General features: G+C 68.2%; 12 protein-coding genes. 6 read left to right on the top strand and 6 right to left on the bottom strand.

Annotation, left to right across the window (positions count from 1 at the left end):
• Positions 1-35: 35 nt before the first annotated feature.
• Positions 36-389 (bottom strand): hypothetical protein, encoded by a 354-nt coding sequence (locus ACOGXE_RS06025; RefSeq protein ID WP_419933044.1) that lies wholly within the window; start codon positions 387-389, stop codon positions 36-38.
• A gap of 48 nt (positions 390-437) precedes the next feature.
• A complete protein-coding gene (locus tag ACOGXE_RS06020) occupies positions 438-1,151 on the bottom strand; it encodes an alkylhydroperoxidase-related (seleno)protein (RefSeq protein WP_419933043.1) in 714 nt (237 codons plus the stop codon).
• Positions 1,152-1,364: 213 nt separating this feature from the next.
• Between ACOGXE_RS06020 and ACOGXE_RS06015 the strand changes: the two genes are divergently transcribed.
• Positions 1,365-2,294 carry a Dyp-type peroxidase gene (locus tag ACOGXE_RS06015; RefSeq protein WP_419933042.1) on the top strand — a complete coding sequence of 310 codons (930 nt, stop codon included), beginning with the start codon at positions 1,365-1,367 and terminating at the stop codon, positions 2,292-2,294.
• 1 nt (position 2,295) lies between these two features.
• Here ACOGXE_RS06015 and ACOGXE_RS06010 read toward each other — a convergent pair whose 3' ends face one another.
• Positions 2,296-3,072 (bottom strand): enoyl-CoA hydratase/isomerase family protein, encoded by a 777-nt coding sequence (locus ACOGXE_RS06010; protein WP_419933041.1) that lies wholly within the window; start codon positions 3,070-3,072, stop codon positions 2,296-2,298.
• Between the two features lie 93 nt (positions 3,073-3,165).
• Between ACOGXE_RS06010 and ACOGXE_RS06005 the strand changes: the two genes are divergently transcribed.
• Positions 3,166-4,353, top strand: a complete 1,188-nt coding sequence (locus tag ACOGXE_RS06005; protein WP_419933040.1) for a phytanoyl-CoA dioxygenase family protein — start codon at positions 3,166-3,168, stop codon at positions 4,351-4,353.
• A gap of 21 nt (positions 4,354-4,374) precedes the next feature.
• On the opposite strand, the gene ACOGXE_RS06000 is transcribed toward ACOGXE_RS06005, so the two are convergent.
• Entirely contained in the window at positions 4,375-5,271 is an 897-nt protein-coding gene (locus ACOGXE_RS06000; protein WP_419933039.1) for a LysR family transcriptional regulator, read from the bottom strand.
• 95 nt (positions 5,272-5,366) lie between these two features.
• Here ACOGXE_RS06000 and ACOGXE_RS05995 point away from each other — a divergent pair, with 95 nt between their 5' ends.
• The 4 genes from ACOGXE_RS05995 to ACOGXE_RS05980 all read left to right on the top strand — a co-directional run bounded on the left by ACOGXE_RS05995 (position 5,367) and on the right by ACOGXE_RS05980 (position 10,451).
• Positions 5,367-6,677, top strand: a complete 1,311-nt coding sequence (locus ACOGXE_RS05995) for an FAD-dependent oxidoreductase (RefSeq protein ID WP_419933038.1) — start codon at positions 5,367-5,369, stop codon at positions 6,675-6,677.
• A 13-nt stretch (positions 6,678-6,690) separates the two neighbouring features.
• Positions 6,691-6,963, top strand: a complete 273-nt coding sequence (locus tag ACOGXE_RS05990) for a sarcosine oxidase subunit delta (RefSeq protein WP_419933037.1) — start codon at positions 6,691-6,693, stop codon at positions 6,961-6,963.
• Between the two features lie 61 nt (positions 6,964-7,024).
• Positions 7,025-9,874 carry a 2Fe-2S iron-sulfur cluster-binding protein gene (locus tag ACOGXE_RS05985; RefSeq protein ID WP_419933036.1) on the top strand — a complete coding sequence of 950 codons (2,850 nt, stop codon included), beginning with the start codon at positions 7,025-7,027 and terminating at the stop codon, positions 9,872-9,874.
• Positions 9,867-10,451 (top strand): hypothetical protein, encoded by a 585-nt coding sequence (locus ACOGXE_RS05980; RefSeq protein ID WP_419933035.1) that lies wholly within the window; start codon positions 9,867-9,869, stop codon positions 10,449-10,451. The genes ACOGXE_RS05985 and ACOGXE_RS05980 overlap by 8 nt, the downstream gene beginning before the upstream one ends.
• A 45-nt stretch (positions 10,452-10,496) precedes the next feature.
• Here ACOGXE_RS05980 and ACOGXE_RS05975 read toward each other — a convergent pair whose 3' ends face one another.
• Positions 10,497-11,507, bottom strand: coding sequence for a L,D-transpeptidase family protein (locus ACOGXE_RS05975; protein ID WP_419933034.1), 1,011 nt, complete (start codon positions 11,505-11,507; stop codon positions 10,497-10,499).
• A 118-nt stretch (positions 11,508-11,625) separates the two neighbouring features.
• Positions 11,626-13,287 carry an FAD-dependent monooxygenase gene (locus tag ACOGXE_RS05970; protein ID WP_419933033.1) on the bottom strand — a complete coding sequence of 554 codons (1,662 nt, stop codon included), beginning with the start codon at positions 13,285-13,287 and terminating at the stop codon, positions 11,626-11,628.
• Between the last annotated feature and the right edge of the window lie 239 nt (positions 13,288-13,526).

Here is a 13,526-nt window from a genome sequence, read left to right as displayed (position 1 = left end):
CCGGAGTCCCGCGTCTCGGCGCCAATGCCGGGCCGTCAGCTCGATGCCCCTTGGGCGGTCTGGCGGTCGCCCTGGGGATCGCGGCGCGACACGAAGCCGTTGAGGTCGCAGGCGTCGCGCACCGGTGCGGACAAGTCGTAGGTGCCCGGGTCCAGCGGGGTCCCGGTGCCGTCGGCCACACGGGTCATCATGTGGAAGTTGGCGCTGACCGCGACGGCATCGACCATGACGTCGGCACCGGCGGCGTCGACCACGGCGGCACGCGCGGCAGCGGTGGCCGCGGCGTCGCCTTCCCACATGGCCTCGGCGAGGCGGGCGAGCAGCGCGCCGTGGGGCACGCCGCCGTCACCTGCGTCGGATCCGTTGACGGCCTCGTAGCCGACGTCCATGTCCTTTTGCTGGCCGCTCAGACCGAGCAGCAACGCATGGGCAGACGTTCAGTAGAAGCACTCGTTGAGCTTCGATGTCCGCGCCGCCAACACCTCGATCTGCGGCCGGGTCAGCGAGTTGCGGTCGGACACCACGTCGCCCCGCACCCGCTCCATCGGCACGTACTGGGCGTCGGACAGGATGAACAGCGCCTCGTTCTCGGCCGGCACAGCGCTGAGCGCCTTGATGACGTTGGGCATCTTGAGATCGGCCGTGGGAACCCAGTGGTACTTGACCGCCGCCGGCGCACCTTCCCGCCCCGGCGGGCCGTCGGTGGGCTCGTCCAGCTCAATCCGGGGCAGCTCCAGTGCGTCGGCGAACCGGTCCACGCAGTTGGACTGGGCGACGAGGCCCACCAGCTCCACGTACGCCAGCGGATCCACGCCACGGTCGATGATCGACTGGTACCAGTCCTCGGTCAGCGTCCCGGGGTGGTTGGTGATGCGCCAGACGGCGTCGATGGCGGCGGTGGGCAGCGGGCCGCCGGCGTCGACGAGGCCGTCAATGCTGCTGGGCTGCACCCATGGAGGCAGCACACCGCCGTCGTCGGAGCGATGGTCCCGCGCCGCTCGAACCTGCAGCACGATCTCGCTGCGCTGAACAGCAGTCCACCACGTGCCGGGCCGGGACCAGCGCGCTGCGATCTCGCCATGCGCGGCGCTCAGATCATCCCGTATCGGCAGCTCGGTGTCGTACGTGCGCTGTGGCGCTGCAATGCTCATGGCCGCATCTCCGCTGGTTGTGGGCACTGGCGATCGTCACATGCTGGCACACGCCGTGCGCCCAGACACCGGTCGCGCCAATCAGCGACAGCACGGGGTGCGCGCACTGCAGACGTTGGCCTACGATCAGCCTCGCAATCGCGCCGGGCCGGCACCTGTGCCACCCGGCGGGGTCGCTTTCGCTCGCGTCACCGAACCTCTCAAGGAGCACAGATGCCAACGCCGCAGAAGGCCATCTTCAACGAGATGGGCACCAACCAGTGGTATGTCCACCTGAGTCGAGTCGAGGGTGCCGACCTCGGTGTGATCAAGTCCACGCTTGCCGACCTGCGCGCTGCATGCGACGCACAGGGCATCAACCTGACGCTCGGCTTCGGTCCCGGGCTGCTGCCGGAGCTGACCGACGACGTGCCCGACGACTTCCAGCGATACGAGACCGTCAAGTCCGAGGACGGCTCGGGGCGCGAGGCCAAGGGCACCCAGGAAGAGCTGCTGCTCTGGCTGAACCACGACGACAAGGACAAGGTGTGGAAGGCGCAGTATGACGCCCGCACCGCGCTGGCCGGGCACATGGCCGTCGCCCGTGAGACGCCGACGTTCATCTACGGCGACTCGCTGGACATGACCGGCTTCAAGGACGGCACCGGCAACCCCGCGGATGAGGACCAGCCGGCCGTGGCCATCGTGCCCGACGGCGACCCGGGTGCGGGCGGCAGCCACATCATCGCCCAGCGCTGGGTGCACGACCTCGACGGCTGGAACGCCCTGTCGGACGAGCAGCAGGAGAAGAACTTCGGGCGCAAGAAGTACCCCGAGACCGACAAGACCGACAGCCAGGAGCCCTACAGCCACCTGAGCCACGTGGAGCTGCGCGCCGACGGCAACCACGGCAACGAGGGCAGCGACAAGATCAACGAGATCGCCCGCCGCTCCACGCCGTACGCGTTCCACGACGGCACCGTGGGGCTGTACTTCATGGCGTTCTGCAAGGACCAGGCGCCACTGCGGCGCCGGCTGCGGCGGATGTACGGGCTTGACGACGCCAATGGGGTGCGGGACGCGATCACCGACTTCTCGAACCCGGCTTCAGGGTCGTTCTACTTCGCCCCCAGCACGGAGACGCTCGACGCCATCACGGGCTGACTCAACCCTGATCTCGGAACCACTCCCGGGCTGACATCGAGGCGATTGCCTCGAGTGCCAGGCCGGTGTGCAGGTCGTCGGCCATGGCGCGCCGCAGCGGGCGCACCAGCGCGTGGCGCGTATTGCGCAGCAGGATCGGGTTCAGCTTGGCAAGGTCTGCGGCGATTTCCTGCGCGCGGGCCATCAGGCCGTCGGCGGGCAGCAACTCGCCCACGATGCCCAGCTCGTGGGCTTCGGCGGCATCGATCTGCTGGCCGGTGAGCAGGAAGTAGCGCCCCCGGTTCGGCCCGAGCAGCATCGGCCACACGATCTGCATGCTGTCGCCGGGCACCAACCCGCCGGGGAAATGCGGCGCGTCCTGGAAGTAGGCGTCCTCGGCAGCCAGCACGATGTCGCACAGCACGGCCAGTTCCGAGTGCACGGTGACCGGGCCGTTCACGGCAGCGATCATCGGCACCTCGATGTCGAGCATCTGGTCGACCAGCCGGTTTCCCTCCCAGATGATGCGGTCCCACACCGTGGCGTTGGCCCGTCCCTCGGCCAGTGCATTCACCTCATCGGGCAGCTCGATGAACGACTCGCCGGTGCCGGTGAGGATGACCACCTTGATGTCACGGTCCGAGGCCAGCGCCATGAACAGCTCGGGCAGCTCGCGGTGCGGCCGGCCTCCCCATTGCAGCGGCCCGCCGCGAGTGTGCATGCGCACGGTCACCACGCCGGCGTCGTCGCGGGTCACCTCCGCGGTGCGGTATCGGTCTGCGTACTCGTGAAACTCCATGGGCTCATGCTCGCAGAGCCGAGCCGTTCACGAGAGAGCCGGCGGGTTGCCCGATTACCATCGTTGTGACGGGGCTTGCCTTGGGGGAATGCGATGACTGACGTTGCTGATCCGGTACGGACGGCTGACACGCCGACGAGAGCGGAGCATCTCGCCGAGATGGCCGACTACCTCGCCGGGGGAGTGCAGCGCGCGCACGAGACTGGCAACCGGGGGCCGGTCCGGTTCGGCCCCGACGGCAAGCTGCACCCCGACATCCTGGCCGACTTCTGGAAGCACGGCTTCTATGTGTTCACCGGTGTGGTGGATGCCGACGAGATCGCCGAACTGCGGGCCGATGTGGCCGAGGTGATCGAGGGCGCGCCGGTCCGCAAGGGCGCTGACGTGGACAAGCACGGCCGGCCTGCGCTGGGGCGGGACTGCGCTGTCGAGCCCTACATCCACGTCGCGCCGCTCTCGGACCCGTGGGGCGGCACCAGCGCATTGGCAGGCCGTCACCAGGTGCAGATGGACCAGCCCGTGCCCGATGCCGATGCCCCGCCCGATGTGGTGTACCTGATCTTCGGCATGTGCCAGTCGATGCCCTCGGCGCTGCGCCTGTACGGGCACCCGGACCTGATGTCGATCGCCGAGAGCATCAACGGGTCGGACTTCGTTCCCTACAACGACGCCATCTTCGTGAAGGAGCCCGGGCTGGGCGGCTCGGTGTCGTGGCATCAGGACGGCGTGACTCACTGGGACAACCCCGACTGGGACATGGGCATCCACGGCTTCAACTTCCAGGTGCAGCTGTATGAGACCACGGCCGCGAATGCACTGTGGGTCGTGCCGGGTTCGCACACCGCGGGGCGCATCGACCTGCGAGCCAAGGTGGCCGACAACGGCGGCAGCGTGATGCTGCCCGACGCCATCCCGCTGCTGTGCGAGCCGGGCGATGCGACGGTGGTGAACCGTCACATGATCCACGGCTCGTACGCCAACACGTCGGCAGATCCTCGGATCTCGATCACGTTCGGCTTCCACCGGCGCAGTTCGGTACTGGGCGTCGCCGGCCAGCTTCGGGTGCACGAGCGTGACGCGGCGGTCGTCTATGACGAGGAGCGGGTGTTCAAGCGGTCGTCGGTGATCGCTGTGGCCATTGACGCCCGTGCTCAGCACCGGCCCGACGAGCGGCGCTACACCTATGCACCCTTCGTCGGCCTCGAGGACGACTTCCGCTTTAACGACGAGACCTTCGAGCGCGTCATCCGCGACTACAACCTCAACGACCTCGCCATCTGAGCCACGGTCGAGATTGACGACTCAGGCCGTCGACGCCGGGCCGTAGAGCTCGGCCACGACATCGAGGGCTTGGGCCACGAGCGGCAGCGGTTCGCCTGAGCGGGTGAGCAGCAGCAGGGGGACCGAGGCCGCGGCGTCGCTGATGGGGACGTAGTACAGGCCAGGCGGTCGGAACGTCTGCACGCTCGCGGGCACGATGGCGACGCCCTCGCCCGCCGCCACGAATCCGAGGATGGTGGTGTATTCCGTCGCTTCGATCGTCGGGTCATAGGCGGCGCCTTGGGCGCTGAGCATCCCGGCGAGCACAGCGTGCAGGCTGGGGGACACATTGCGGTCGAAGCCGATGATCGGCTCACCGGCGAGATCGCCCAAGTACGCGGCACCGGAAGCGGCGAGGCGGTGGGATGCGCTGGCTGCCAGCAGCAGCCGCTCGTGCATCACGAGGGTTGCCTCCACGCCGTCGGCATCGGCAGCGGCACGGCCGATGCCCAGATCGATGCGTCCGGCCCGCAGGGCCTTGACCTGCTCGTCGGAGCTCAGCGTGTGCAGCTCGAAGTCGACTCGGGGCCGGCGGCGGCGGTACTCGGCCAGCACGCGCGGCATCACCTCATACGCCGCTGAGTCGACGAAACCCACCCGCAGCGTGCCCGCCTGGCCGTGCCTGCGCTGTTCCATGAGGCGCTCGACGCCGTCCGCGGCAGCCAGCAGGCGGACAGCTTCGGGGTACAGGAACGCACCGGCGTCAGTGAGCGTGACCCGTCGCGTGCTGCGGTCGAACAGGGTGGCGTCCAGCTCGTGCTCGAGCAGGCGGATCTGCTGGCTGAGCGGAGGCTGGGACATGTGCAGGCGATCGGCGGCCCGTCCGAAGTGGAGTTCTTCGGCCACGGCGGCGAAGTAGCGCAGACGTTGGAGGTTCACGGTATTGCACCTGCTTCAAGTGATATGGGTTAGCTCTTAATCAATCCTAGATTGATACTTTTCGTCACCGAGAACCCTGCCTAACCTGCACGGTGATGAGGGGGAACGGCCGACTCGGACGGAAGCGTCCGCCGAAGTACTCGGCCGCAGCGCTGGCCTGGAAGGGCTTGCGGGGCGAATCGTGGCCCCGCGTGTGGCGCGACTGCGACCTGAAGCGTTCCTATGACGCGGTGGTGATCGGCGGCGGGGTGCATGGCTTGGCCACCGCCTACTACCTGGCCCGCAACCACGGCATGACCGATGTGGCGGTGCTGGACAAGGCCTACTTGGGCAGTGGCGGCTCGGGGCGCAATACCGCCATCGTGCGCTCCAACTACCTCACGCCCGAAGGGGTGGCCTTCTACGACCGGTCAGTCCATCTGTATGAGCAGATGGCTGTCGAGCTGAACATCAATGTGATGTTCAGCCAGCGCGGCCACCTCACGCTGGCCCACTCCGACGCCTCGCTGCGCACGATGCACTGGCGTGCTGAGGTCAACAAGCTGGGCGGCGTCGACTCCAGCGTGATCGGCCCCGACGAGATCAAGCGGGAGTGTCCGAGCCTCGACGTCTCCGACCATCCGCGTTACCCGATCCTGGGCGCCCTGTATCACCCGCCCGGCGGCGTCGTGCGCCACGACGCAGTGGTGTGGGGCTACGCCAGGGCCGCTGACCACATGGGCGTCGAGATGCACCAGAAAACCGAGGTCACCGACATCTTGTGCGAAGGCGGCGACGGTCCCGACGGCAAGGGTGCCGGCGGCCGTGTCACCGGGGTGCGCACCAACCGGGGCGATATCTCCACGCCGATCGTCATCAACTGCACCGCCGGCTGGGCGTCGCTCATCTCGGCCATGGCCGGCGTGCGGCTGCCCATCACCACCCACCCATTGCAGGCCGCGGTCACCGAGCCGGTGAAGATGTTCCTGCCGACCGTGGTGGTGTCGGGCTCGCTGCATGTGTACGTCAGCCAGACCGACCGGGGCGAGCTGGTGTTCGGCGCTTCGGTGGACCCCTATGCCAACTACTCGGTGCGCGGCTCGCTGGAGTTCACCGAAGGGCTGGCCGGCCACGTGCTCGAGCTGATGCCCGGCATCTCGCGCATGCGCGTGCTGCGCCAGTGGTCCGGGCTGTGCGACATGACACCCGACTACTCGCCGGTGATGGGGTTCACGCCCGTCGACGGCTTCCTGGTGGATGTCGGCTGGGGCACCTACGGCTTCAAGGCCGCCCCGGTGTCGGGAGAACAGATGGCTGAAGCCGCAGCGACGGGCCGAACGCCCGAGCTGATCGAGGCCTTCGCCCTCAGCCGCTTCGACAATGGCGAGTTGGTGGGCGAAAAGGGCGCAGCGTCGGTGGGCCACTGATGGGGGATTGCTGATGCTGCTTGTCCCGTGCCCCAACTGCGGCCCCCGCAATTCGACCGACCTCCGGTACGGGGGCGAGTCGCATGCCCGTCCCAATCCCAACACGGCCTCGCCGAGCGAGTGGCGAGCGTACCTCTACCTGCGCGACAACCCTGCCGGCTGGCTGCGCGAGAACTGGTACTGCGCGTCCGGCTGCCGCCGCTGGTTCTCGATCGAACGCAACACCGCCACCAACGAGTTCCGCCACCCGCCCCTGCCAGGCGATAAGCGAGGCGGTGCGGCATGAGGTTGTGTGTGCCCGGTGTTGTCTGGGCTTCTCAGCCCGACGGCGAGCAAGGCAGCGCGGCATGACGATGAGTCGGCAGGGCGTGCAGCCCAACGAGGTCATCGACCGCAGCACCAAGCTTCGCTTCCGCTGGAACGGCAAGCGGTTCAGCGGGTTCGAGGGCGACACGATCGCGTCGGCGCTGGCGGCCTCGGGCGAGCACATCTTCTCCCGCTCCATGAAGTACCACCGGCCCCGGGGGATCCTCACCGCCGACTTCTGGGACCCCAACCTGATGGTCCAGGTGGGCGACGACCCCAATGTCCGGGCCGGCCACCGCCGGCTGGAATCGGGCATGGATGTCCGCGCGCAGAACGCATGGCCGTCGCTGAACCGCGACCTGAAGGCGGCGAACGGCCTGGTGGGGCGCTTCCTGACAGCCGGCTTCTACTACAAGACCTTCATGCGGCCGCAGTGGCTGTGGCCCACCTACGAGCGGGTGCTCGCCACGTTCGCCCCGGGCGGCAAGATCGACCTCGACACCCCGCACGCCTACCACGACAAGCGCTACACCCACCCCGACGTGGTGGTGGCCGGGGCCGGGCCGGCTGGCATCGAGGCTGCGCTGGCGGCCAGCAGCGAAGGCGCCAGCGTGCTGCTGGTCGAACATGAGCACGCGGTGGGCGGCCACCTGCGCTATTCGAGCGACGCCGGCGATCAGGCGGCGCTCACCGATCTGCGTGCTGCGCTGGAGGCTTCCGACGTCGAGGTGCTCACCGACTCGACGGTGACGGGCCGGTATGAGGACAACTGGCTCGGCATCGTCCAGCGCAACCACCCGATAGCGGTCGAGCGGCTCATCAAGGCCCGCGCCAAGACGCTGGTGGTGGCACCCGGCCTGATCGAGCGCCCGTATGTGTTCGAGGGCAACGACCGGCCCGGCGTCATCACCCCGGGGGCCGCCCGGCGCCTGATCAACCTGTGGGGCATCAAGCCGGGCGAGCGTGCGGTGGTGTTCAGTGCCAACGCCGAAGGCGATGCGGCCGTCGCCGACCTGGAACGGGTCGGCACCGAGATCGCCGCCGTCATCGACGGTCGCACTGGCGGCAGCGTCAGCTCGACGGAGGGTTCGTCCAGAGCCGTCGAGGCAGTCATGGCCAACGGCGATCGGATCGAGGCCGACCTTCTTGTCGTGGCGGCAGGCTGGACCGCCCCCACCTCACTGCTCAACATGGCAGGCGACCGTCCCGTCTACGACCCGGCCGCCGCCAGGTTTTTTCCGTCAGACCCCCCCAGCAATGTGCTGGCGACGGGCGGGCTTGCCGGCGACGGCGATCTTGATCGACTGCGTCAGCATGGCGCTGAGACAGGTCGCCTCGCCGCATCCCGTGCGGCCGCGGTACGCCATCGCCTGCAGGCCCGCACGGCCCGGGCGCTGGCGGTTGAGGGCGACGAGCCTGCTTGGGCACCGGACGAGCGGACGGCGCTCGGCCGCGACCCCCATCCCGAGCTCTACCGCGCTGACACCCACGGCATGGTCGACATGTCCGAGGACATCAGCTCGAAGGACCTGGTGGCCGCCGCGCACGAGGGCTACGACTCGGTGGAGCTGGCCAAGCGCTACACCACCGCCACCATGGGACCATCGCAAGGCAAGCTCGAGACGGTCAACACTGTTGCGGCTATCGCCGAGGCGCGGGGCGAGACGATCAGCCAGGTCGGCACCACCGTGTGGCGCCCGCCCTACGCGCCGATCACGCTGGGCGCGCTCGCCGGCCGGATGTTCGAGCCGGTGCGCGTCTCGTCGATTCACCCCTGGCACGAGGCCAACAATGTCTCGGTCATCCAGGCGGGCCAGTGGCTGCGCCCCGATCACTACGGCGACCCCCAGGCCGAGGTCCGCAATGTCCGCGAGAACGTCGGGCTCATCGACGTCACCCCGCTGGGCAAGCTCGACCTGCGCGGCCCCGACGTTCCCAAGCTGCTCAGCCTGCTGTATGTCAACAAGTGGATGAAGCTGGGCATCGGCCGGGTTCGCTACGGGATGATGTGCGCCGAGGACGGCGTGGTGCTCGACGACGGCGTCACCGGCCGGCTGGGCGAAGACCACTACATGATGTCCACCACCAGCTCGGGCGCCGGCGGCGTCTGGGAGTGGGTGGAGAACTGGCTGCAGACCGAGCGCCCCGACTGGCAGGTGCACGTCACCCCGGTCACGACCGCATACGCCAGCATCAACGTGGCCGGGCCCAAGTCGCGGGAGCTCATGAGCAGGGTTTGCGAGGGCGTCGATCTCGACGCTGAGGCATTCCCGTACATGACGGTCCGCCAGGCCACGGTGGCCGGCGTGGAGGGCTGCTTCATGTGGCGCATCGGCTTCACCGGCGAGCTGTCGTTCGAGCTGCATGTGCCTGCCGGCCATGGCTGCGGGGTCTGGGAAGCCCTCATGGACGCCGGCAGCGACCTCGGCGTGGGCCCCTTCGGCCTCGAAGGCCAGCGCATCATGCGTCTCGAGAAGGGGCACTTCATCGTGGGCCAGGACACTGACGGCCTGACGCTGGGTCCCAGCACTGGCTTGGGGTCGCTGATCAAGCTCGACAAGGACGATTTCGCCGGCAAGCCCGAGCTGGCCTGGGCAGCCGACCGGTCGCTGCCGCTGATCGTGGCCATCCAGCCCGACGATCCCGACGTGGTGCCCGAAGAGGCCGCCCAGATCGTGCGCGGTGACACCAACGAGATCCTGGGTCGCATCACCTCGTCGCGGTACTCGCCGACGCTGAGCCGGTCGATCTGCCTCGGGCAGGTAGAGCCGGACCTGGCCGCAGGAGGCACCAAGCTGACGGTGCTGCTCGAATCGGGCGAGCGAATCAGCGCCACCGTCATCGACCATCACGCCCACTTCGACCCGGCAGGGGAGCGTCTCCGTGGCTGAGGCAGGAGCGTTCGAGAGCCCGGTCGTCCGGAACTATCCGACTTCGGAGGGCGGCAACCTGACGCTGACCGACGCCAGCGCCACCACCAAGTGGCTGGTGCGAGCCGACGCCGAAGGACCCACCGCGGATCGGCTCGGTGCCCGCTTCGGGTCGTCGCAGATGGCACCCGGCGGCGCGCTCGTGCTGGGCTCACGCCCCGGTGAGTGGATCATCGTGGGCACTCCGGGCGAGGTGGCCGCAGCGGTCGCCGAGCTCGACGGGCTCGGCGAGCAGGAGTTCATGACGGCGCTGGACTGGACCCACAGCCGGGCGATGTTCCGGGTTACCGGCGCGGATGCGGCACGCATGCTGGAGAAGGTGTGCGGCATCGACTGGGGCGACCACATGACGCCCGACGGTGCGGTGCTCTCGGCCTCGGTGGCCCTGACCACCTGCGACCTGGCCCGCAACGATGTCAACGGCACGCCCTCGTACCTGGTCTTCTGTGACCGATCCTTCGGCCAGTACCTCTTCGACGCCCTCATCGACGCCGGCGACGAATTCGGCCTCGCTGTTCTCGCCGGTGGAGCTCCCTAGGCCGTCCGGTTTGCGCAGCCCAGGCCGGCACGGCGGCTGCTGCGCTCAGGCGAGGACGACCACCGGTGTGCCGATGGACGCCCAGTCGAACAGGCGCTCCGCCTTGTCGTCGCGCTGACGGATGCAGCCCAGCGACAGGGAGTCGCCGAGTTGGCCTTCGGTCTGCACGGGTGTATCCCGCCAGCCCCGGGGGATGGAATGGAAGCCGATCCAGGCGCCCTCGACATCGGTCGTGAACCGCACCATGTGCTCCATGGTGAGCAGCCAGTTGTAGGAAATCGCTTCTTCCGACTTCGAGGTGACCTTGTAGCGGCCTGGCACCGGCGACTCGGCGTTGCCGCTGACTGTGTAGTTGTCGGCAACACGTCCGTCAGCGTCAACGAGCCAGACCCACTGCTTGCCCCGGTCGTAGACGATGTGGCGGGACCCGGCGAGTCCGACGTCGGGCGCTCTGTTGCCGCTCTGCCAGAGCATTCGTCCTTGCGGGGTGGCCACCGACAATGTGCCGTCGTCGCTGAGTTGCAGGACCGCACCTAGCTCGCTGCGGGTGTCCGCGTTCCACAGCATCGCCGCCTTTGGGTTGGATGCTGCATTCCCGAATGCGGAATTGGCGGTGTCGTAGAGCGCGAGCTCGCCGTCGGCGCGCATGAGCAGCAGCGGCGTCGCCGACGCGGCACGGCCGCTTGACCACAGCAGACCGTGGCGACCCAAACCGTCGTCCGTGGCGCGGAGGACGAGTCGACCATCGCGCTCGAGCGTCAGCCGGTACCAGCCGTTGGGGGAGGTGGCTGACTGTCCGACCGACAGGTATTCGCCGGGCTTGAGGACGACCGTCGACGGCAGCTCTGGCGAGGATGAGTCGGCACGATCGACGACGTGATTGATGCTGTCGAGCGGCCAAGACGCGTCGAACTCGGAGTGCCACAGCTGGCTCGGCTCGGCGCCGAGATCTGTGAGCGGGATAGCGGCCGATGCCGGACCGACAGGCAGCACAGCGAGCATGGCGGCCAAGCCGAGTGCGACGGCCATCCGCAGGGGCGTCCTCGAAATGAGCACGCATGGCGAGAGTACGGCAGTGCCAGTGATTTCTGCAATGCCTGCCGGCAAACAGCGCTCCTAACGGTGCAGCGCCGGCCCAGCAGTTCAGGCACACATGAGCAGGCGGCCCCTTGACTCAGACTGCCATTGTCAAGTCGCGCAGTTGAGTCTCGGTCACCTCAGCGTCGGCAGTGAAGCGGGCGGCGACGAACCCATCGGGCCGCACGAGCACCGCTTTATCGGCGCTGTACAGCCCATTGGCCGTCAGCACCCGCGTGTCCAGACGTTCGACGCAGATCGGGAATCCGCTGCCGGCGAGTGCCTGTGCCGCTGACTCTCCTGGTGCGGATGCAGGCATCGAGTCCGTTGCGACTTCGCCGGCGGGGGCGTCGCTCGGCACCACCAGCACCCAGCGTTCGCCGAAGCAGTCCAGCAGTGACACGCCCTCTGAAGGGTCCAGCCAGACATGCGGTGCCCGACGACCGTTGCGCACCACCGGCACGAACTCGGTGATCTCGTTCTCCACCACGGGAGCCTCATCGGCGTCCGGCACGCACAGCGACGACGAGTACTCGTGGCCCAGGATCAACCCTTCGAAGTTGCCGTATTGCAGAAGCCGCTGCGCGGCCGCCGGTACGTCGCCTCCGCTGAAATGCGTGCGGTACAGGTCGCCGGCGAGCCGGGCGTTGTCCACGCTGGCCACCCGGGTGCGGTCCGACTGCTCCCGCCGCTCGGCCTCGTAGGTGTCCAAGATGGCAGGGTCGGCCCAGCCGCGCAGCACCAACGCCAGCTTCCATGCCAGGTTGTGCACGCCGTGGTAGCCGAGGTTCATGCCGAGGCCGCCGGTGGGCACCAGGATGCGCGCTGCGTCGCCGGCCAGGAATACCCGCCCGGCGCGGAAGGCATCTGACAGATGGGCCTCGGGCGCCCAGGGCGCAATGGAGAGCACCTCAAGATCAACCTCACCGTCCGTATCGCCCATGGCGCTGCGGATCCATGCCTCGCACAGCTCGGTGGTGATCTCCTCCTGCTCGACGGGCGGCGTGAAGGTGGTGCATTGGGCGCGCCAGCGGTTCTTGGCATCTACCGGCTGGAACAGGCCATAGCCCATGGGGTGGAACACGAACAGCAGCGCTCCGATGCGGTCGCGTACCCAGCGAGACAGGTCGGCGTGGAACAGCACGTCCTGGATCAGCCGAGGCTGCGAGAAGCCCTCCATCAGCTCGCCCCCGACCAGCTCGCGGACCGTGCTGTGCCGGCCATCGGCGCCGATGACGTAGTCGGCAGTGACCGTCTCGGTCTCGCCGTCGTGCATGTCGCGAATCACCGCGGTCACGCGCTCGGGATCTTGGCTCAGCGCCACGAGATCGGTGCCGAAGCGGATGTCGGCGGCATCGTGGCGGCGGGCGGCCATGGCCATGATCGGCTCGACCAGGTCCTGGGAGGTCATCACCGGGATGGTGGGGCTGTACGGGCGGGGCACCGAGTGGTACGAGCCGGTCGGCAGCGCCCAGATCTCGGGCTCGGCCAGCGTTGTGGAATACCGCACGTGGGACACCCACTCGGGCGGCACGCCGGTGTCGATCACGGCGTCCGCCAGCCCGACTTGGCGCAGGATCTCGACAGTGCGAACGTCGATGAATCGAGCACGCGGATGGTCGCTGGTTGCGGGCCGTCGGTTGACCAGCAGGTGCTCGACGCCGTGACGCGACAGCAGATTCGAACCCGTCAGCCCGATCGGCCCACCGCCCACGATCAGCACCGGCACGTGCCGCGCCGCTTCCGGCCGCAAGCCCATGGAATCTCCTGTGATGGTCTCGATCCCGACCCGGTCATGATTGCCGATGTGGGCGTCGTCTGGGTGCGCTGCACGCCATAGCGCCTGCAATGCTTGCTCTACTGTGAGGAAAGAGCCGCTACTCACGTTAGACATCGCTTCGGATTCTGTGCTACGTTTCGGCGTGGCTTGGACACGCCCGAGAGCGGGGGTGCTGAGGCGCGAAGCTCAGGGCGTTACGGTTCGCATGAACCCGCCAG

The sequence above is a fragment of the Candidatus Poriferisodalis sp. genome, assembly GCF_965208555.1.
GTDB lineage: Bacteria > Actinomycetota > Acidimicrobiia > Acidimicrobiales > Poriferisodalaceae > Poriferisodalis.
The sequence above is the reverse complement of the archived record's forward strand: the minus strand, read 5'-3'. Positions and strand labels throughout refer to the sequence as shown.